Annotated in this window: 19 protein-coding genes and 1 pseudogene; 4 read left to right on the plus strand and 16 right to left on the minus strand. The window is 37.2% G+C overall.

Features of this window, described 5'->3' with window-relative positions; translation table 11 throughout:
• Positions 1-43 precede the first annotated feature (43 nt).
• The 4 genes from crtI to QEN48_RS06700 form a co-directional block, all read right to left on the minus strand.
• Complete coding sequence (gene crtI / locus QEN48_RS06685; protein ID WP_280108128.1) at positions 44-1,528, minus strand: phytoene desaturase family protein; 1,485 nt, start codon at positions 1,526-1,528, stop codon at positions 44-46.
• A 163-nt stretch (positions 1,529-1,691) separates the two neighbouring features.
• Entirely contained in the window at positions 1,692-2,261 is a 570-nt protein-coding gene (locus tag QEN48_RS06690) for a hypothetical protein (protein ID WP_280108129.1), read from the minus strand.
• A gap of 279 nt (positions 2,262-2,540) precedes the next feature.
• Positions 2,541-3,464 carry a ribbon-helix-helix protein, CopG family gene (locus tag QEN48_RS06695; protein WP_280109103.1) on the minus strand — a complete coding sequence of 308 codons (924 nt, stop codon included), beginning with the start codon at positions 3,462-3,464 and terminating at the stop codon, positions 2,541-2,543.
• 9 nt (positions 3,465-3,473) lie between these two features.
• Positions 3,474-4,073: a class I SAM-dependent methyltransferase gene (locus QEN48_RS06700; RefSeq protein WP_280108130.1), complete on the minus strand. Its 600-nt coding sequence runs from the start codon at positions 4,071-4,073 to the stop codon at positions 3,474-3,476.
• Positions 4,074-4,207: 134 nt separating this feature from the next.
• On the opposite strand from QEN48_RS06700, the gene QEN48_RS06705 reads away from it, so the two are divergent.
• On the plus strand, positions 4,208-5,392 hold the full coding sequence (locus QEN48_RS06705) for a RuBisCO large subunit C-terminal-like domain-containing protein (RefSeq protein WP_280108131.1): 1,185 nt from the start codon (positions 4,208-4,210) through the stop codon (positions 5,390-5,392).
• Between the two features lie 195 nt (positions 5,393-5,587).
• Here QEN48_RS06705 and purF read toward each other — a convergent pair whose 3' ends face one another.
• The 4 genes from purF to QEN48_RS06725 form a co-directional block, all read right to left on the minus strand.
• On the minus strand, positions 5,588-6,976 hold the full coding sequence (gene purF, locus QEN48_RS06710) for an amidophosphoribosyltransferase (RefSeq protein ID WP_280108132.1): 1,389 nt from the start codon (positions 6,974-6,976) through the stop codon (positions 5,588-5,590).
• Between the two features lie 26 nt (positions 6,977-7,002).
• Positions 7,003-7,164 carry a 50S ribosomal protein L37e gene (locus QEN48_RS06715; RefSeq protein WP_280108133.1) on the minus strand — a complete coding sequence of 54 codons (162 nt, stop codon included), beginning with the start codon at positions 7,162-7,164 and terminating at the stop codon, positions 7,003-7,005.
• Positions 7,165-7,180: 16 nt separating this feature from the next.
• A complete protein-coding gene (locus QEN48_RS06720; protein WP_280108134.1) occupies positions 7,181-7,399 on the minus strand; it encodes an LSM domain-containing protein in 219 nt (72 codons plus the stop codon).
• 142 nt (positions 7,400-7,541) lie between these two features.
• On the minus strand, positions 7,542-7,682 hold the full coding sequence (locus QEN48_RS06725; RefSeq protein WP_280108135.1) for a hypothetical protein: 141 nt from the start codon (positions 7,680-7,682) through the stop codon (positions 7,542-7,544).
• Positions 7,683-7,938: 256 nt separating this feature from the next.
• Between QEN48_RS06725 and QEN48_RS06730 the strand changes: the two genes are divergently transcribed.
• Positions 7,939-8,763 carry an MBL fold metallo-hydrolase gene (locus QEN48_RS06730; RefSeq protein WP_280108136.1) on the plus strand — a complete coding sequence of 275 codons (825 nt, stop codon included), beginning with the start codon at positions 7,939-7,941 and terminating at the stop codon, positions 8,761-8,763.
• A 39-nt stretch (positions 8,764-8,802) separates the two neighbouring features.
• On the plus strand, positions 8,803-11,424 hold the full coding sequence (locus QEN48_RS06735; protein WP_280108137.1) for a valine--tRNA ligase: 2,622 nt from the start codon (positions 8,803-8,805) through the stop codon (positions 11,422-11,424).
• Positions 11,425-11,574: 150 nt separating this feature from the next.
• Here QEN48_RS06735 and tmk read toward each other — a convergent pair whose 3' ends face one another.
• The 8 genes and pseudogenes from tmk to QEN48_RS06775 all read right to left on the minus strand — a co-directional run bounded on the left by tmk (position 11,575) and on the right by QEN48_RS06775 (position 18,910).
• Complete coding sequence (tmk, locus tag QEN48_RS06740; RefSeq protein WP_280108138.1) at positions 11,575-12,183, minus strand: dTMP kinase; 609 nt, start codon at positions 12,181-12,183, stop codon at positions 11,575-11,577.
• Positions 12,184-12,386: 203 nt separating this feature from the next.
• Complete coding sequence (locus QEN48_RS06745; RefSeq protein ID WP_280108139.1) at positions 12,387-12,866, minus strand: hydrogenase 3 maturation endopeptidase HyCI; 480 nt, start codon at positions 12,864-12,866, stop codon at positions 12,387-12,389.
• A 17-nt stretch (positions 12,867-12,883) separates the two neighbouring features.
• The gene (argJ, locus tag QEN48_RS06750) at positions 12,884-14,011 is read right to left on the minus strand and encodes a bifunctional glutamate N-acetyltransferase/amino-acid acetyltransferase ArgJ (RefSeq protein WP_280108140.1); all 1,128 of its coding nucleotides are present in this window, start codon (positions 14,009-14,011) and stop codon (positions 12,884-12,886) included.
• Positions 14,004-14,504, minus strand: coding sequence for a CBS domain-containing protein (locus tag QEN48_RS06755; protein ID WP_280108141.1), 501 nt, complete (start codon positions 14,502-14,504; stop codon positions 14,004-14,006). The genes argJ and QEN48_RS06755 overlap by 8 nt, the downstream gene beginning before the upstream one ends.
• A 56-nt stretch (positions 14,505-14,560) precedes the next feature.
• Positions 14,561-15,547, minus strand: a complete 987-nt coding sequence (gene argC, locus QEN48_RS06760) for an N-acetyl-gamma-glutamyl-phosphate reductase (RefSeq protein WP_280108142.1) — start codon at positions 15,545-15,547, stop codon at positions 14,561-14,563.
• 276 nt (positions 15,548-15,823) lie between these two features.
• Complete coding sequence (locus QEN48_RS06765) at positions 15,824-16,456, minus strand: cobalamin-dependent protein (protein WP_280107762.1); 633 nt, start codon at positions 16,454-16,456, stop codon at positions 15,824-15,826.
• A gap of 39 nt (positions 16,457-16,495) precedes the next feature.
• A pseudogene (locus tag QEN48_RS06770) lies at positions 16,496-17,908 on the minus strand (monomethylamine:corrinoid methyltransferase).
• 198 nt (positions 17,909-18,106) lie between these two features.
• Entirely contained in the window at positions 18,107-18,910 is an 804-nt protein-coding gene (locus QEN48_RS06775; protein ID WP_280108143.1) for a hypothetical protein, read from the minus strand.
• 109 nt (positions 18,911-19,019) lie between these two features.
• Between QEN48_RS06775 and QEN48_RS06780 the strand changes: the two genes are divergently transcribed.
• On the plus strand, positions 19,020-19,241 hold the full coding sequence (locus tag QEN48_RS06780; protein WP_280108144.1) for a NifU family protein: 222 nt from the start codon (positions 19,020-19,022) through the stop codon (positions 19,239-19,241).
• The last annotated feature ends 17 nt before the right edge of the window (positions 19,242-19,258 follow it).

Below are 19,258 nucleotides of genomic sequence, written 5' to 3' on the forward strand. Positions count from 1 at the left end.
CCTCTAAATTATATAAAACGGTTTTAGAAGATGTTTAGATAGATTATTTTTGGCCATATTTTTTGTTAATTAGGTTTGCCGTTATTCTTCCAGATTCGTATATGGTTGGTAGGCCACTTCCTGGGTTTGTTCCTCCACCAACAAGCCACATCGATTTGTATTCTTCGAAATCATTTCTTGGCCTGAATGAGAGCATCTGTTTCAGATTATGAGCTAGGTTGAATGTCGCTCCATACTCGACATTATATTCTTCCTGCCAGTCTTGGGGTGTTATGATCTTCTCGTACTGTATATGTTCTTCGATATCAAGGAGCCCAGCTTTGTTTTTCAAAAGATCCAATATCAACTCCCTATATCTAGTTTTCTCTTCTTCCCAATCTATATCGGCTTTTAAGTTTGGTATAGGGACCAATACATAAAGGGCTGAATGTCCATCTGGAGCCATTGTAGAATCTGTTTTAGATGGATTTGCAACATAAAAGGAGGGGTCTTTGGGAAGCACTTTCTGGCTTTCTATCTCTCTAAAGTTCTCTTTATAGTCTTCTGTAATGAATATGTTGTGGTGTTCAAGGTCTTCATATAGCTTATCAAGACCTAAATACATCATGTATGTAGAACAAGAGTATTTCATACCATCTATTTTTTTGTCAGTATACTTCATTCGTTCATTATTCGATAACAAGTTTTTCATAGACCAAGCAAAATCTGAATTTAAGATTACTTCATCATGTTTTTTAGTTTCTCCATCCGACAACTCAACACCCTCAACCTCACGGCCCTCAACCAAAACCCTGTCGACCGTGGTGTTCAAATGTATCTTTCCACCCATCTCCTTGAAAGCTTTAGCCATAGCTTTCGATAAATTGCATAACCCACCTTTCACGTGATGTATACCCCAATTATACTCAATATATGGTAGTATAGTAAACATAGAGGGACAGTTAAATGGAGACATCCCGAGATATTTAGATTGAAAAGTAAATGCAACCTTTATCCGATCATCTTCGAAATGTCTACCCAAATCCTCCCATAAACTGGTTGTTGGCCTTAAAACTGGAAGTAAGGACAAAACTTCTTTAGACAAAATAGATAGATGGCTTGGATAGTCCCGTTGAAGCACCGGTAAAACCCTATCCATCTTTTTCTTATTGTCTTCCATGAAACCATCAAACCCATCCCCATCAACAGGACTCATTTCCTCAATCGAATCTCTAAAATCTGTAAAGTCTTTTTGAGGCTTTAAAACATCCCCATTTGCAAAAACCAGTTGATAATATGGATCCAACTCAATTAAATCAACATAATCATGAAGATTTTTATCACACTCACCAAAAATCTCTTCAATAATAAAAGGCATCATAAAAAAGGTGGGTCCAACATCAAACCTATAGCCCTCTTCCTCAATACATGAACTTCTAGACCCAACTCTATCCATCCTTTCATAGATCTCAACATCAAACCCCTTACTAGCTAATAACATACCTGCAGAAAGTCCGCCTGGACCGGCTCCAACAATACCAATATTCATTTTCGTCTAAACCCCCAAAACTATCAATAAAAACAAAACCAAGTTACCTATCATTCTTAATTAGGTATATAAACAATATAAAACTACTGAAGTATAAAAAAACTCAGTTAATAACATACCTATTTAAAAATAAAACGATACAGAAAAATAACTATAGCTTTATTTAAGCGATGAAAGAAAGATATATTGCCAATAATACGACTGCTGCGAACACTACTTTATTCTCCCTATATATTTCTTCTCCATCAAGTCCTGCGAACGGGATCATGTTGAACAAAGCGAGCCATGCATTGATATACTGGCCGTAAGCACCAACCAGGCCTGGAATGAACAAAAAAAACGTTGCCAATCCAAGGTTGCTTAATGGGCCGGATAAACTAATATACATCTGTTGTTTCGATGTCCGGCTTCCTTTTGTATAGACTGCTCCAGGGGCGGCGAAAATAAAGCCTATAAAAGATAAAACGAAAGCAAACACTAAAAAAGATATATCAGCTTTAAAAAAAGCTTGTAGGCCAAACCTAGATGCCACTAATTTGTGTGCTATTTCGTGAACTAAAAAACCAATACCTGCAGTGAACAACGCAATTAAGATAGAAATACTATTTAAGCCACCTAATAGGTTGGCAAATGCAAGACCTAGAACTATCCATGCTATTAATAAATCCCAAAACTCCCCGTAATATGGAACACCAAGACGTTTACCAGTTCTAAAAAGATTGTTGCGAGACAAAAATATAGACCTCTACATCCAGCTATAAAAAATAAGTTATTTAGAATTCAATATCATTTAATAAATACCTTTATTTTTCTTTTTTTTTTTTCATCTTAATGGTTGAGAAGACCTTTTTCTTAATAAACTTAATCAAATAAGGTAGGAATCGCTATATACTTAATCATATGTTTTTTAATCGATGAGAGGGTTAGGTTAGTGTTTTTTTGTTTTTGGTTTTTGTTTGGTTTGGGTGTATTTTTAAAACGGGGTTGAGACCTCTTTTATTCAGAGTAGGGGTTATTTTACTTTTCCTATTTCTGTTATGGGTATTCTTGAGCGTTTTTCTATTTGTTTTTGTTTGAGTTTTGGTTTTGTTATTGCTATTACTGCTGATGTTGGTCCTGCGGATAGGTTTAGGTCGATGTCGGTGTTTTTCCATTGTATTGTGAGTTCTGTGTTTGATAGGTGGTTGTTTATCTCTTTTTTGATTCCTGGATGTCCGACGGGTATTATTTTTTTAATTGATTTGTTTTTTTGTAGTAGTTTTATGTCTTCGATTTGTGGTAGTTTCATGTTGAGTATGTCTTCGCCGACAGATGGATGTCCTATACAGAATACTTTGTCTCCTTTTTTTATTTCAGGTTGTATTAGTTGGTTTGTTTCTAGTAATCCGATTGCAGTGATTGAGACGCCTGTTTGACATGTTTTGATGTTCTCTTCGCTGTGGCCTACTACTACGTTGTTGATTCCAATTTTCTTACATTCTGTATTGACTCCTTGTATTATGTTTCGACCTGTTTCTTCCATTTCGTTGGAGAAATTGAGAAGTACTGTGGTTGGTTCTGCCGATATTGATAACATTTTTATTAATGCTGTTCTAGCTATTATGCTCCCTACAACCTCTCCGTCCACGGATACTTGGTCGTGTATTTTTGGTCCGATTCCGCCTGAGGATGAGTTGGATATTACTATGCTTATGTTAAAAGAATCTAGGTTTATGAAATGGACGTCTCTGATGTTTTCTTGGGTTATTTGGATTTCCTCTTTAGAGAGCTCCCTTATGTTTGTGAGTTTATCAAGGTCCCCTATTATTTTGAAGTATAATGTTAGGGCTTGTCGTATAATCTCCGACCTAGATAGACCGAATTTTTCTGAAAGTTCTTCTATCTGGCTATCCATCTCCATTGGTATCCGGAAATTAATTTGTTTGATAACTATCACCAAGTCTATTTAGATTTTCTTCCCTACCAAGACACCTATCTCGTTATGTATCTTGATTAGGTCTGTAACGGCATAACCAGCTTCTGTAAAGGCAATCACAAGTTCACTTACATAAGCAGGGTTATCGACTTCAGGTTTATGAAATGGATCTTCCATATCGGGTTCACTGAAAAACATTAAATCCCCTAAAACTACCTTTTCTGCCCCTATTTCCTTGAAAATTTCTATCGCTTTATGTTTTTCTTCATCCTCTACGTGATGTAAAGCGAAGTTGGAAACAACTATATCAATAGATCTAACATTAGGGGAATGAAAACTTCCAACACCAAAATCAACGTTATCTATACCCAGTTTTTTAGACTTCTCTATCGCCTTCTCCAGCATTCCCTCACTAATATCACGGCCAAAAACAAAACTAGCTTTACTAGCAAGTTTAACTGCAACCTCACCAGTTCCAGTACCAACATCCAGTACAACATCATTACTCGATGGATCTGCCTTCTCCACAACAGTCTCTAAACACCTTAAATACTCTATTTTCTGGTCATCGTCATATTCATCAGCTATTTCATCAAACCTAGATGCATGTTCTTCAATCTTTTCATTCATAACAAAAACTCCAAAAATACAAAACCAGAAACAAATACTACTAATTAATATCTTTATTCAACCAAAAAACTTCAACCACTAAGTGCTTTAGTAAATTTAGTTTTGACAAGATTGAAATAGTTTGTGCTGTATATATGGTTTATATGAGTTTGTTTGCTAGGTATTTTGTTGAAAGTGATATGTCTTTGTTTGAAGCCGGTGAAAACATCGCGCTTGAGGAGTCGGTTGGCACTTGGACTGAAGTGCATACATCAACCGATTGGATTGAGAAGGAACTTAAGGCAACTGTATCTTCAGTTGATGAAGCTAAAAACGAAGTTGTAGTTGAATTTCCTGATCTTTTGTTTGAATTTGATAATATTCCTCAGATATTAAGTATTGTTGCTGGAAATCTGTTTGGACTATCTGAGATAGATAATGTTAGGCTACAGGATATTACTTTACCTAAAAAACTATTTAAATCGTATGAAGGACCTAAATATACTATAGATGAACTTAAGGAGTTTGTTGGAGCCAAGAACCGGCCATTGGTTGGAACTATAGTTAAACCTAAAGTGGGTTTGTCTCCAACTGAAACTGCTGAAGTTAGTTACGAAGCAGCTGTTGGTGGAGTTGATTTAATCAAAGATGATGAAACACTCACAAACCAAGAGTTCTGTCCTATTGAAGACCGAGTAATAAACGTTATGGAGATGTTGGATAAAGCGAGAGATGAAACGGGTTCTAATACTTTTTATGCAGTCAATATAACTGCTGATTCAAATCAAGTTGTTGAAAGAGCGGTTAAAGCCGTTGAAAATGGAGCTAACATGGTTATGATCGATGTAATTACAACAGGATTCAGTGCATTAAGAATGGTCTCTGAAGCTGTAGATGTACCTGTACACGTCCACCGAACAATGCATGCAGCAATGACCAGGAACCCAAAACATGGAATATCCATGCTACCTATATCAAAATTGGTGCGACTTTGTGGCGGCACCCAACTACATACCGGTAGTTATCACGGAAAAATGCATGGAGATATCAAAGAAATTGATGCCTGCAGAGATGCTTTAAAAGATAATTGGCATGGCCTAAACAACGTCCTCCCAGTAGCTTCAGGCGGAATCCACCCAGAACTCGTAAAAGACAACCTAGATGGATATGGAATGAATTGCCTAGTCCAAGCAGGTGGAGGTATACATGGACATCCCGACGGAACAAAAGCAGGTGCAAAAGCAATGAGACAAGCCATAGATGCCTGGACCAAAGAAATAAACCCAAAAAAATATGCTGAAACCCATAAAGAACTTCAAACCGCATTAAAACACTGGTAACAAACCAAAACACACATAAATAATTAGTTACATAAGTTTATTGAAGTAAAATAATCCGTCCACCAGTCTGTATAGGTAATTGTTAAAGCAGACTGCCTAACCCCCTAAATAGGTACTGAAAACGGTAATGTTGTAGGAAGTGTTATTGGAACTTTAGATAGGTTGAAGAATAATTTATTTTGTTTTATTTTTGTTTTATTTTTGTTTTATTTTTGTTTGTAGTGTTTTGTTGTCTTGTTTTTTTATTGGGTATTTTTCGTTTAGACATCCTAGGCAGAGTTCATTTTGGTTTAAGTTCATTGCGTCTAGCATTTCGTTAATCTTGATGTATTTTAGTGAGTCTGCGCCTATTTTTTGTTTTATTTGTTCTGTTGTTGAGTTGTGGGCGATTAGTTGGTCTTTGTTTGCCATGTCTATTCCTAGGTGGCAGGTTGATATTATTTTGGGGGCTCCGACTCTTAGGTGGACTTTCTTGGCTCCGGCTTTTTTGAGTAGTTTTATTATTCTTTTTGATGTGGTTCCTCTGACTACGCTGTCATCTACTAATACGATTTCTTTGTCTTTTACGTTTGGTTTGACTGCGTTTAGTTTTAGTCTTACTGCGTCTTCTCTCATTCCTTGGTTTGGCATGATGAATGTTCTGCCTACATACCTGTTTTTCATTAGGCTTTCGGCGTATTTGAGGCCTGATGTTTCGGAGTATCCTATTGCGAATGTTATTCCTGAGTCTGGTACTGGGGATACTAGGTCTGCGTCTGGTACTGGGTATTTTTCTCCTAGTTTTTTGCCTATTTGTAGTCGGCATTTGTAGTTGGATTTACCGTCCATTATTGAGTCTGGTCTTGCGAAGTATACGTGTTCGAAGAAGCAGTGTGCTTTTTGTTTTTGTTTGGTTTTATATGATTTGAGGTCTTGGTTTTCTAGTACTATTATTTCTCCTGGCTCTACATCTCCGATTAGTTCTGCTTCGATTGTGTCTAGTGCTGCGCTTTCTGATGCTATTATATAGCCATTTTTGTGTTTTCCATAGCAGAGTGGTTTTATTCCATGTGGATCTCTAAGTCCTATTATCTTATCTTTTATTAGGATTGTTATTGCGTAGGATCCTTTTAATTTTTCTTTTGATCTTTCTAGTGCTGTGACGATGTCGTCTGTTTTTATTAGGTATTTTGAGATTAGGTGTGCCATTATCTCTGTGTCGTTACCGGTCGAGAAAACATGTCCATCCTCTTCGAGTTCTTGACGTATTTCTCTTGAGTTGGTTATGTGTCCGTTGTGTGCTAATGCTAGTCTTCCTTTTTGGTGTGTTACCATTAGGGGTTGACTACTTTCTATCTTAGATTCGCCTGATGTGGAGTATCTTACGTGGCCGATTCCTTTGTTTCCCTCTAGTGAGTTTAAGTCTTCTTCTGTAAAGACTTCTGGGACGAGGCCCATTCCTCTCCGTAGTTTCATTCTGTCGTTATAGGTTGCGATTCCGGCGGATTCTTGTCCTCTGTGTTGGAGTGCATAGAGTGCATAATATATTTTCAGTGGTAGGTTTTCTGTGGATGTAATTCCGACGACACCGCATTCGTCATGCATATAATCAACCAATAATTTATTATTTTTTATTTTTTCTGGCCCTTGTTGCTTCGCATTTTCTTGGATTTGCCGAAGCCACAGGATGCGCAGACTTTTTGACGCACGTGATAGGATTTATTTCCACATCTTCTACATTTTACGTGTACTTTTTTTTGCCTACCACCAAATGATGGTGTTCCTTTTCCCATTTCTTATAAACCTCCTTTATGGTGAGATATAAACAACGTTGTCTCCTCTAACAATCAGTGTATCGTGTTTTTGGGGTTCTTCATTACTGAGTTCTTCTGCATCCTTTAAAACAACGTTCATGTGGACATCGTATCCCTGTAGGGTTCCACGGAATTCCCTATTTCTTTTCAATCTAATTATCACTGGTGATCCAATCGATTCATTTAAAATATCAAGTGGCCTGTTGTCACTCAAAACATTATCCTCCATGTTTAACTAGAATTCGAAAACGTTTTTTGGTTATTTCGAATATGTTAATGATTCTAATCTCCAGTTTACTTATAAATTTCCCAACAAAACACACCAAAAACAAAACCTTAATCATTAATCATAAAAGTTATCTGGGTTTCAACAAACACAAAAAATAGCCAACTAATCTATTTTCACCAAGCTTTATCCCAAACCCTCCACCCACACCACCAAAGAATGAATAATAGATATCTTCAACAAGCTCTCCAAGTTTTTTTAAACAACCCACCCACATCCACCCTATTTCCAGAGTATGTGTTGAAAAGTAGGAGAGGTCTAACCCATCGAATATGCAATATAAAGATTGTAACCAACCAATACTTTCCAATATATACTGGATACCGGTTTTAATGGTTTAGAGGGTTGGGAATTTATGGATTCTACGAATCTTATTTATGCGGGAGGTTCTGTTAACTAGTTTATCATTTGTTTAGGTATGGCAGATTTTAATAACAATGGGGTATTAGTTTTGGTAGGTATTTTTTATGGAGATCAGTTTTTTAGGGACCGGGGGTGGCCGGTTTACAACTTTATTTCAAAAAAGATATACTGGTGGTATCCGGGTTGATGGTTTAGATAATTATATTCATATAGATCCTGGTCCAGGTGCTTTACTGCTCTCTAACAAGACTGGTCTTACTCCTGTTTTACTTAATGCTGTGGTACTTTCACACGCTCACCCTGACCATTATACGGATGTTGAGGCATTGATTGAGGCGATGACTAAGGCTGGGACTCGTGATAGAGGGGTTTTGTTAAGTAGTAGGAGCGGGGTGGAGTGTGTAGATGGTTTTGGACCTGTGATATCTAGATACCACAGGAACATGGCTGGAGATGTAAAAGTTCTTGATGATGATGTAAGTGTTGAATTGAAGAACAATGTACTTATTAAGTCATTTAGGGTGAAGCACTCCGATCCATCAAGTTGTGGAGTTGTGATTGGAACTCCTGACGGTGATATAGGTTATACAGGCGATACAACATATTTTTCAGATCTACCTAATAAACTAAGAGGTGTTCGAGTTCTAATAATGAACGTTACAAGGCCTTTAAATTCAGATATAACTTATCATTTGTCAACCAACGAGGCGATTAGACTTATTTCAAAGGTTGAACCTGAACTCGCAATTATGACTCATTTTGGATACAACATGCTTGAATCAGGTGTTGAGGAACAGGCAAGTGTTGTTGAAGGAGAAACAGGTGTAAATACAATTGCAGCAAGGGATTTCATGAAGGTGAAGGTTGAAGAAGAAATAAGGATAACTAAAAAACAAAGCAAGATACTCGATTTCAAATCTAATCTCTAAATATTATATAATTAATAAAAAAATTGATGAGGCATCCATATGATTCCAAAGGAATATGACCCAGAGACTGCTGAAAATAAATACGATTACTGGATGGATATCGGTGTATATGAATTTAAAGACCAAGGTGGAGATAAGTACATAATCGATACACCACCACCATATCCAACCGGGAATTTCCATGTTGGTAACGCCTTGAATTGGTGTTACATAGATTTTGTTGCAAGATATAAAAGGATGGCTGGTTATGACGTAATGTTCCCACAGGGATGGGACTGCCACGGCCTACCAACCGAAGTAAAGGTAGAGGAAACAAAAGACATCACAAAATCAATGGTTTCTAGGAAAAAATTCCGAGAGTACTGCATGGAGTTAACCAACAAAAACATAGGTAAAATGAAACAAACGATGAAAGACCTTGGTTTCAGTATAGACTGGAACAAGGAGTACATCACAATGAACCCTGATTATTGGGGAAACACCCAACGTTCCTTCATCGAGATGGCGGAAAAAAACTATGTATACAAAAGCGAGCATCCAGTAAACTGGTGCCCCAGATGTGAAACCGCCATAGCGTTTGCTGAAGTCGAACACGTTGATAGAGACACTCAACTAAACTACATGAAGTTCCCAATAAAAAAACAAGATAACCACCTAGAGATAGCAACCACCCGTCCTGAACTACTACCAGCATGCGTTGCAGTAGCCGTTCACCCAGAAGATGAAAGATACCAAGACATTGTTGGTTCAAAAGCAACAGTACCCTTATTCGATAACAAGGTTGAGGTAATAGCAGATGAAAACGTTGACACAGAGTTCGGTTCAGGCGCAGTCATGGTATGTACATTCGGTGACAAACAAGATGTAAGATGGTGGATGAAACACGACCTACCACTAATAAAAGCAATCGATCAAAAAGGAAAACTAACCGAAGCTGCAAACGAATTCCAAGGAATGGATGTAGATAAAGGAAGAAGAAAAATCATAGAGAAACTAAAGAAAAAAGACTACATACTCGATATAGAAGAACTAAGCCAGAGCGTAGGAGTCTGCTGGAGATGTGACACACCAATAGAGATACTCTCAGAAAACCAATGGTTCGTCAAAGTAAATCAAAACAAAATCCTAGAAAAAGCCAGAGAAATAAACTGGATACCCGAACATATGTACCTAAGGCTCAAAGACTGGGTCGAGAAAATGGAGTGGGATTGGTGTGTATCAAGACAAAGAATATTCGGAACCCCAATACCAGCTTGGCAATGCAAAAACTGCAATGAAACAATAATCGCCGAGCCAGAAGAAGTTCCAGTAAACCCAGTAGAAACACAACCCAAAAACCAATGCAGTTGCGACAACCCAGACATAGAACCAGAAAAAGATGTATTAGACACCTGGATGGACTCATCCATATCAAACCTACAGATAATCGGTTGGCCTGACAACAACTACAAAAACTATCACCCAGTACAACTAAGGCCCCAAGGACACGACATAATCCGTACATGGGCTTTCTACACAATACTTAGATCCGAAGCATTAACAGATAGAAAACCATGGGAAGACATATTAATCAACGGAATGGTCTTCGGTGAAGATGGACACAAAATGTCCAAAAGCCTAGGAAACATAGTTGCGCCAGAAGAAGTCATAGAGAAAGAAAGCGCCGACGCATTCAGATTATGGGCCGCAATAGGCGGTGCCCCCGGAAACGACATACAATTCAGATGGAAAGACGTAAAATCATCATCAAGGTTCTTACGTAAAACATGGAACGTGCTCCGATTCACACTAATAAACCTAGAGGCAGATGACCACACCACCCAACCAGAAAACTATCGATTAACAGACAAATGGATTATCAAAAAACTCAACAACACAATAAAAAAAGTAAAAGAATGCATGGATAACTACGAATTCAACACAGCCATAGAAGAAATCCGGTCATTCCTATGGAACGACCTCGCAGACCAATACCTAGAGATGGTTAAATGGCGTTTGTACAGCGAAAAAGACTACACAGCCGAATACACAATGTACCACTCAATAGACGCCGTAATAAAAATGCTAGCACCATTCGCACCCTTCTTCGCTGAAGAAGCATACCAACAATACCAAACAACATCAATACACAACCAAAAATATCCAGAGCCAATAAAAATCGATTTAAACAACCAGATAGAAACACAAGGAGAAAAACTCAAAGACATAATAAGTTCAATAAGAAGATACAAATCCGAAAACGGAATCCCATTAAACGAAGAAATCGATAGAATCGAGATATACAACTCACCAAAATACCTAAAAAACTGCCAAAAAGATATATCCAAAACAGTTTGGGCAAACGAACTCTACATAACAAACCAAAAACCAGATTTCGAGAAAAAACTAGTAGAAATAAAACCAGACATGTCTATAATAGGACCTCGATACAAAGAAAAAGCACCAAAAATAATCAAGGAAATCAAGAAAAAACCACCACAAAAAATCGAAGACAGAATAAAAAACGGAACACTAAAACTCCAAATAAACGGAGAAACCATCGAGATAAATCAAAACGCCCTAGAATTCATTAAAACACCAACATCAGAAGGAAAAGAAATAGACATACTAGAGGTTGACAGCATGACAATCGCTCTAACAAAAGAAACGAAAAACGAATAAACATTTTTCTAACAACTTTCTATCCAGACCCCCATCGGGTTCTGGATAACGATAACTATCATTTAAACTATTTATTCCAACTCAGGGCTAAAAACTCTTCTTAAAAGAAGAATAAGATATCATCAAACTATTCGTTTATTTTTTATTTTTTTATAAATCGAGTTTGTTTTTTATTTTATTGTATGTTTGTTCGGTTATTTGATCTATTTCTTGGTCAGAGTTAACTCTAATGAATCTGTTTTTTTCTTTCTCGGCAATTTGGTTGTATTTTTCAGTAACTTTATTGAGGAATTCTTCGTTTTCAAATTTAATTTGTTCGTGCTTGAGGCGTTTTACAGATGTTTCTGGATCGATGTCTAGGAGGATTGTTGCATCAGGTATTATTGTGAAGTTTTTTCGGAGGTTTTTTAGGTATTCAACTGGTTTTTCAATTTCGTTTTGAAGGGTTGTGCCCTGATATGCATAAAAACTATCGCTATATCTATCTGAAATAATTATTTTGCCTTCATTAAGTGCTGGCTGTATTGTTTCTCTAATATGATGTATGTGGTCTGCAGTGAACAAAAATGCTTCAGATAATGGATCTACCTCTCTATTTAATCCTTCTCGGACCGCATCGCCGAGCCAAGATTCGGTGGGTTCTTTTGTTAAAACAATTTGTCGACTTGTTTCCTGGTTAATGCGTTTTCCTAGTTTTTTTACTAACGAACTTTTTCCTGAACCATCTATTCCTTCAACTGTAATCAATATACCTTTCATATAACTCCCATTCTTAGTTTTTTTTAAATACCTAATTCTCGAAAGCGATAAATCATGATAGGTAGCTATTTCCCAAGGAGATATTAGTTTTTACTGAAGTTTTAATTTTAATAAACTACCTAATATTTGACTCAATTCGTTTGTGACGAGGTTCTTGCAAACAGAGTTAAATACTTTATTTTTTTAGGAAAATAGGTTTAGTGTTATCTATCTGTGTTTATTGTGTTTATTATCTCTATAATGTTTTCTGCTGTTTGTTTCACTGGTTTGGACATTTTTTTTCCTAAAACAATTTGTTGTGGCTGTATTCCAATTAAAATAGTTTCTAGGTTTTTTATTCTTTCATTCAGTATTTCAATAAATATTGGTAATGGCATTCTATGTGATGTTATTGTTGTTTTTTCGATCTCACTAGGTTTTGTTATTACTATGTCGCCTGGTTCTCCACCGAACTTAGTTGAGTCTATTAATAGTAGTAGGTCTGGTTTTTTGGTAACGATTTTTTTAATATGGTTTTCTGGGTTTTTACCACAATCAATTGTTTTGATGCGGTTTGTTTCTTTAACTTGGTTTGTGATGTAGGGGCCGACTGCGTCGTCTCCTTTTATATCGTTTCCTATACCGCATAATATGATTTTTTGTTTGTTTTCGGCTAATTGATGGATTTCGTTTTTGGGATTCATTTTTTTGGTTTGGTTTTTTAGTATTCAGAGTTTATTTCGATGTATTCTGGGGTTAGGTCGCATCCCCATCCAATTATGCTTGAATTTCCATTTTTTAGGTCTATTTTTATTTTGATTGTTTTTTTCTTTAGTTTCTGTATAATTTCTTCGGTAATGTTGGTTATGCTTCCGTTTTTAACCACTGTTTTTCCATCGATTTTTATTATAAAGTCTTTTGGATCGAATTTGGTTTTTGAACGGCCTAATGCAGCTATTATTCGTCCAAAATTAGGGTCTTCTCCATATATGGCGGTTTTAACGAGTGGTGAGTTTAATATTGTTTTTGCGGCTTTTCGGGCTTGGTTTTTGTTTTCAGCTCCATCGATGGTTAGTTCTATTAGTTTAGTAGCTCCTTCTCCGTCTTTTGCTATTTTTTTAGCTAGTTCTTGGCTTACTTTTTCTATATCCTGCCATAACTCTTTTTTAACTGTTTGGTAATCGATGTCGGATTTTTTAGTTGATGTTAGTAGTGCTGTGTCGTTTGTGCTTGTGTCTCCATCGACGACAACCATGTTGAATGTACGGTTTATTATTTGGGGGAATTGATTTTTCATTTCTTCATAAGGTATGTCTATATCTGTGAATATGAAGGCGAGCATTGTAGCCATGTCAGGTTCGATCATGCCTGCGCCTTTGGCCATTCCAGCAACTGTATAGTTGTCACGATTGATAGATATAGATTTTATTTTTGTGTCGGTGGTCATTATTGCTTTAGCGGCATTTAATCCTCCATCAGTTATGTCTAGTTTTTTCTTTGTTTTGTCGATGGCTTTTGAAATCCATTCTTTGTTGAGTTGTGGACCTATCTTGCCTGTTGAACAGACTATGTTATTGCCTGGTAATAGATTAGACATCCATTCTGCATTTTTTAATCCTTTTTCTCCGGTGAAAGCGTTTGCACAACCACTGTTTATTATTATATTATCGATTTCTGGGTTTTTTTCTAATAATTTCTGAGAATGTATGACAGGTGCTGCCTTTACTTTATTATTAGTAAATGTTCCGATACATTTGCCTGGAGCAGAGATAATTGCTAATCCGTTTTTTCCTTCTTTGATTCCATTTGCCTTTACTCCGTTTACATTGCAAATGCTTTCTTCATTCATTCTCTAACTCCTCATCGTATCGATGTTTGACTATTGAATCTATTATGTCTTCTCTCGCGACTATACCAATCAATTTATTGTTTTCGATAACTGGTAGCCTGTTGATTTTGTGTTTAGACATTAAGTTAGCTGCTCGATAAATTTCATCATTTGGATTAACTGTGTATACCTTAGAGGTCATGACCTCTTTAACTAAAATCTCTTTTTTATCCTTCAGGATTTTTTTGTATTTATTCCAGTCAAGAGCCGTTCGGATAGGTATTTCAACTAATTCAAATGGATTCGGGAGCCATAGGTCCCTTGGAAACTCTACATCTTCTTCAAGTGTGCTAAGTATATCTGCTTCACTGAGTATACCTTTAAGTTTTCCCTCTTCATCAACTACAGGCAATCCACTAATCTCTTCAGACTTAAGTTTTAAGGCAGCATCTCTAATCGTATCTTCTTCGTTAATTGTGATAACATCTCTATTCATAACTTCGTCAATTTTCATTCTAAATACACCAACTAAATAATATCTCTAAACCTTAATATACAACTAAGGTTTATTTATGGGGAAAGTGGGGGTGTTTTAAGACCTGTTTCTTCAGCTAGACCCATCATTATATTTGCGTTTTGAATTGCTTGACCTGCTGCTCCCTTCACCAAGTTATCAATTGCTGAAACAATAACAATGCGGTCTCCATCTTCTCTGGCAAAACAACCTATGTCTGCATAATTGGATCCTCTTACAGAACTCAATTTTGGTATATCACTATATACTCTAATAAAATGGTCATCTCTATAATATTCCATATATTTCTGTTCGAGGTCTAAAGTTCCACACCCGAATATATGCGCTGTAGTTAAAATCCCTCTTACTGCTGGTATTACGTGTGGTGTGAAATATATAGATGTTGTCTTACTCCCTAAAATCATTTTCATTTCAGCTTGATGACGATGTTTAGTGACTTTATATGGATTTATATTACCATCTAAGTTAGGAAAATGTGATGCAGAGCTGGGTTGAGCACCAGCACCAGAGATACCAGACTTAGAATCAAAAATAATTTTATCTGCTTCATCTCTAACTGGAAGACAGGATAAAATAGCTCCAGTTGGATAACAACCTGGGTTAGCAACTAAATCAGCTTTCTCTATCTTATTTCTATTAAATTCAGTTAAACCATAAACTGCCTCTCTACCAAAATCAACATGTTCCTTCTCATAAACATTCTCATAAACACCGAAAGGCAGTCTATAGTCAGCACTTAAATCCACAACCCTCATCCCTCTTTCCATCAAAGAAGGAACATAATCCATTGCTTTAGTATGAGGTACAGCAGTGAAAACCAAATCAGCATCCAAAGAAGAATCTGGCGAAACAAACTCACCCTCAATCAAACCTCTAAGACTAGGAATATACTCACCAATCTCAACACCCTCCTTACTCCTAGAAGTCGCAAAAACAACATCAAAACTAGGATGATTCACCAAAAACCTAAGTAACTCCGATCCAGTGTAACCAGTACCACCAATTATACCAACACTAACCATTAAATATCCTCCCAATCTTTAGTACAACCTCTTCAATAAATATTACGGAAAAACAACTAAACATAGTAATTTAAATCAAAAAAAGGTTATTACAAAACTGAATTTTAGAACACAAAAAAATCAAGAAAAAACCCTAAAAAAAGAAAACATGGCATTAATAAAACTTTGAATTCTAGTGAACTTGATTTATTGGGGTTATACATTAAAGAAACAGGTTTTGAGGTTAATAAAAAATAAAAATTGTAAATGAGGGTTTTAATCCTCAGTTACATTGTTTTAGATTATTTCGTCTACGGCTTTTACTGCTGCGGCTGCGTTTGGTGCGTATGCGTCTCCGCCTACGTCTTCGTCTACCCATTCTTGGGTGACGGGTGCTCCGCCGTATATTGTTTTGACTCCGTGTGGTTCTACTGCTTGTTGTATTCGTTTTTGTTCTGGCATTGTTGTTGACATTAGTGCGCTGGCTCCGACTACGTCTGCGTCGTTGTCTTTTACTGCTTGTACGAAGTCGTCTACTGGTATGTCTCTTCCTAGGTCGACTACTTCGTATCCGTTTCCTCGTAGCATGCTTGCTACGACTTTTTTACCTATTTCGTGTATGTCGCCTTCAACTGTTGCTATTACTACGGTTGCTTTCTGTCCACTTTCTTCTCCTGTTTCTTCTAGAACCGGCCGTAGTAACTGCATACATTCTTCCATAGCGTCTGCTGCCATCATAACTTCAGGCAGATAGATCTCTGCTTTCTCGAATTGATCTCCAACTTTCTCCATACCTTGAGCAAGCCCATTCTGAATAATATCTTTAACAGGCATGCCCTCATCAATACCTTTCTGCGTCCACTCCTTCGCCATCTCAATATCCTGAGTCTCAATCGCTTCCTTCAACTTCGCCAAAATCTCATCAGACATAAATAAACTACCTCTTATTTTTTTTACTGTATTCTTTTTTTATAGCATTTCTTTTATTTCGTTCTTTACTGAGTTGTAGACATCCCAGTATTCGTCGGTTGGTGTTAGGTCGTCTAGGTTGTAGCATTCTGATAGTGGTTTTCCGTTTCCTAGTTTTTTGTTGTTGGGGTCTTTTGTTTCGTCTGCTTCAGCGAGGTTTTCTGAGTATTCGTCTACTAATTCGTTTAGCACTTCGTTTACTTTTGATGGTTTCATTCCTGCTACTGCGTTAGCGGCTTCTGCCATGCATCTAGCTTCCATACCTGTTGTGTGGTCTTCGAGTACGCCTTTTGCTGAGGCTGAGCCTGATAGTATGGATCGGCCACTTGCTGTATCTGTCATTGCTTGCGCTGCTACTTCTTTTAGACACATTTCTGTACATGGTCCTGATAATGGGTAGTATTGGTTTCCTATTAATAGGTCTGTGTTTTCGGATATTGCGGCTGCTGTGTGTGCTGCAGTGGCTAGAGTTTCTCTTGAGGTTGTGATACCCCATCTTACGTGGATTGGTCCGTCAAGGTGCCATGAGCCGTTTAGTGTTGTGAAGCTTGCTAGGTGTGATACTGTGTCTACGAGGACTGTTTCTTCTAGTCCTCCTGCGTATCCTCCGAATAATGGCATTTGTTCTACCATTATTGTGTTGTTGTTTTCTACCCATGAAGCGATCATGTTGAGGGCTGCGTCGTCTATTTTTATTTCGTTTAGTTGTGAGACTTCGTGGCTGTCACATTGTCTCATTCCGTTGAATGTGTCTGCTGCTGCTCTTCCTGCCGCTGATAGCGGTGTCTCTGGACCCTATATGCCCATTTCGGGTCTACCGGCTCTTATGCAGGCTTCTCGGACGCTTCTTAATTCAAATAGTGTTCCTTTTATTTCCCAGGGACTTCCTGCTGGTGTTTCTTCTCCTCTTACGCTGTTTGGAACTCCGTCAACTATTGTGTCTACTCTTGGTTCTTGGGCATAGGTTTGATGCATTTTTACAAATAGTTCTTCGGATACAGGTGCTCCTGTTGGTCCTCCTTGTATTAGTGGTGGTCTGCTTGGGTTTCCACCTCTGTTGTACATCCAGACTGAGTCGTTGCCAGCTCCTATTGTTAGTTCTGTTGGAGCTTTTTTGATTCCTTCATGGATTTCGTCTTCGTTGACCTCCATTACTTTCTCTCTATCCATGTTGAAGTATCCCATGTCGCTGAACATGGCGACTGCTGCTTCAAAGATATCTTTTTTAAGTTGTTTATCTTCGGGAATGATCTTTCTCTCATCTATCTCTATGTCGTATTCTTCTACGTATTCTTTGGCTTTCATTGGTAGGATTTTTCGGTCCCACTCGTTTTCTGAGACTTTCTCGCCTTGGCGGAATCTTAGGTCCGCTTCGTAGACGTCTAGTCCACGAGATTTTAGGTTTTTGGACATGTTATCTCCACCCTAGGACTATGTCAACATCTTCTATTTAAAACTTACTTTTTCAGTTAGTTTTTTTAGTTATAGAACTTTTAAATCTGATTGTTTTGATTTTTAAGTGTTAAAACCAAATAAAATCAAATTGAATTTAAATAAATAAATTAGTTTTGTTTTTGGTTGATGTTTTTTCCGGTATATTAAAAATTATTCTTAAGAAAAAGCCATATAAGCAAGTGAACAAGCACCCAACGCTAAAGGATCAAAAAACCCTCTTTCCCCAGGATAAGGTCCAGCAGGAACACCAGGTAAAACATAAAAAACATCACCATCAACCAACTCATCTCGATAACAAATATTAGAGTCTGACGGAGTCGCATCAACAACAACATCAACATCATCAAACACATCTTCACTAACCCGCTCTACAGGATATCTATCCAAACAACTATCAACCCTAATCTCATCAATGTCATGCACATAAAAAGAACCTACAAAATCATCTACAGATAGTTCCGGCCCAAAAAGATATTCAAGCATTCCATCACCAATATTACCAAGCCCAACAAGTAAACAAGAAGACAAACCTTGGCGTTCAATCAACAACCTTAAAAGAATAGAATAAGCCCTTGAGGTCGAGTCTTTATTATAACTAACATTCTGAGAATCTAAATCAATACCAACAAAATACTCATCATCAGCCATTAGAACACCATCAACATCTCCTTCAAACGACCCAGAGATACCTGCAACATCACTCTCAACAACACTAGAATTAAAACCTACAAACCTCAAGACCTCGGAAACAGCTTCAGAAAAAAACGGAATCTCACCCTCACCACAACTCAAAGGAACAACAGAAACAAACTTATCCGATTCAACAAAATCAACATCAAAAAAACCACCACCCCTACAAATCTCCTTAAAAGAAGAACCAGTTAAACGTCTAAGCTCACTATCAAATACATCTAAATCATCAATAACAGACCGAACCAACCGGCCATCAAGCCTAGTCATACCTAATAATAAATATCTAAAAAGATATCAAACCTACCAACAAAAACAACAATACAAAAGAAACAAACTCAAAAGAATTTATTTTAATGTCAAATCAATAAAACCTGTTATGAAAGAAAAGGTAGAAGAACTAATAGAACAAGATATAAGACCCAAACTCCAAATGGATGGCGGAGACATCGAGTTAGTTGACATCAAAGACAAAATAGTTAAAGTTAAGCTAACAGGAGCATGCGCTGGATGCCCAATGTCCCAAATAACACTGAAAAACACAGTAGAACAATACCTAAAATCCGAAATACCTGAAATAGAGTCCGTTGAATCCGTCTAAAAACGGACTCAAAAACC

It is taken from the genome of Methanonatronarchaeum sp. AMET-Sl (assembly GCF_029854155.1).
Taxonomy (GTDB): domain Archaea; phylum Halobacteriota; class Methanonatronarchaeia; order Methanonatronarchaeales; family Methanonatronarchaeaceae; genus Methanonatronarchaeum.

What these genes read in the sequence shown, in the direction of transcription:
- crtI (WP_280108128.1), bottom strand. Translation starts at nt 1,528, where the DNA reads ATGAATATTGGTATTGTTGGAGCCGGTCCAGGCGGACTTTCTGCAGGT.
- QEN48_RS06700 (WP_280108130.1), bottom strand. Translation starts at nt 4,073, where the DNA reads ATGAATGAAAAGATTGAAGAACATGCATCTAGGTTTGATGAAATAGCT.
- QEN48_RS06705 (WP_280108131.1), top strand. Translation starts at nt 4,208, where the DNA reads ATGGTTTATATGAGTTTGTTTGCTAGGTATTTTGTTGAAAGTGATATG.
- purF (WP_280108132.1), bottom strand. Translation starts at nt 6,976, where the DNA reads ATGCATGACGAATGCGGTGTCGTCGGAATTACATCCACAGAAAACCTA.
- QEN48_RS06715 (WP_280108133.1), bottom strand. Translation starts at nt 7,164, where the DNA reads ATGGGAAAAGGAACACCATCATTTGGTGGTAGGCAAAAAAAAGTACAC.
- QEN48_RS06730 (WP_280108136.1), top strand. Translation starts at nt 7,939, where the DNA reads ATGGAGATCAGTTTTTTAGGGACCGGGGGTGGCCGGTTTACAACTTTA.
- QEN48_RS06735 (WP_280108137.1), top strand. Translation starts at nt 8,803, where the DNA reads ATGATTCCAAAGGAATATGACCCAGAGACTGCTGAAAATAAATACGAT.
- tmk (WP_280108138.1), bottom strand. Translation starts at nt 12,183, where the DNA reads ATGAAAGGTATATTGATTACAGTTGAAGGAATAGATGGTTCAGGAAAA.
- QEN48_RS06745 (WP_280108139.1), bottom strand. Translation starts at nt 12,866, where the DNA reads ATGAATCCCAAAAACGAAATCCATCAATTAGCCGAAAACAAACAAAAA.
- argJ (WP_280108140.1), bottom strand. Translation starts at nt 14,011, where the DNA reads ATGAATGAAGAAAGCATTTGCAATGTAAACGGAGTAAAGGCAAATGGA.
- QEN48_RS06755 (WP_280108141.1), bottom strand. Translation starts at nt 14,504, where the DNA reads ATGAAAATTGACGAAGTTATGAATAGAGATGTTATCACAATTAACGAA.
- argC (WP_280108142.1), bottom strand. Translation starts at nt 15,547, where the DNA reads ATGGTTAGTGTTGGTATAATTGGTGGTACTGGTTACACTGGATCGGAG.
- QEN48_RS06765 (WP_280107762.1), bottom strand. Translation starts at nt 16,456, where the DNA reads ATGTCTGATGAGATTTTGGCGAAGTTGAAGGAAGCGATTGAGACTCAG.
- QEN48_RS06775 (WP_280108143.1), bottom strand. Translation starts at nt 18,910, where the DNA reads ATGACTAGGCTTGATGGCCGGTTGGTTCGGTCTGTTATTGATGATTTA.
- QEN48_RS06780 (WP_280108144.1), top strand. Translation starts at nt 19,020, where the DNA reads ATGAAAGAAAAGGTAGAAGAACTAATAGAACAAGATATAAGACCCAAA.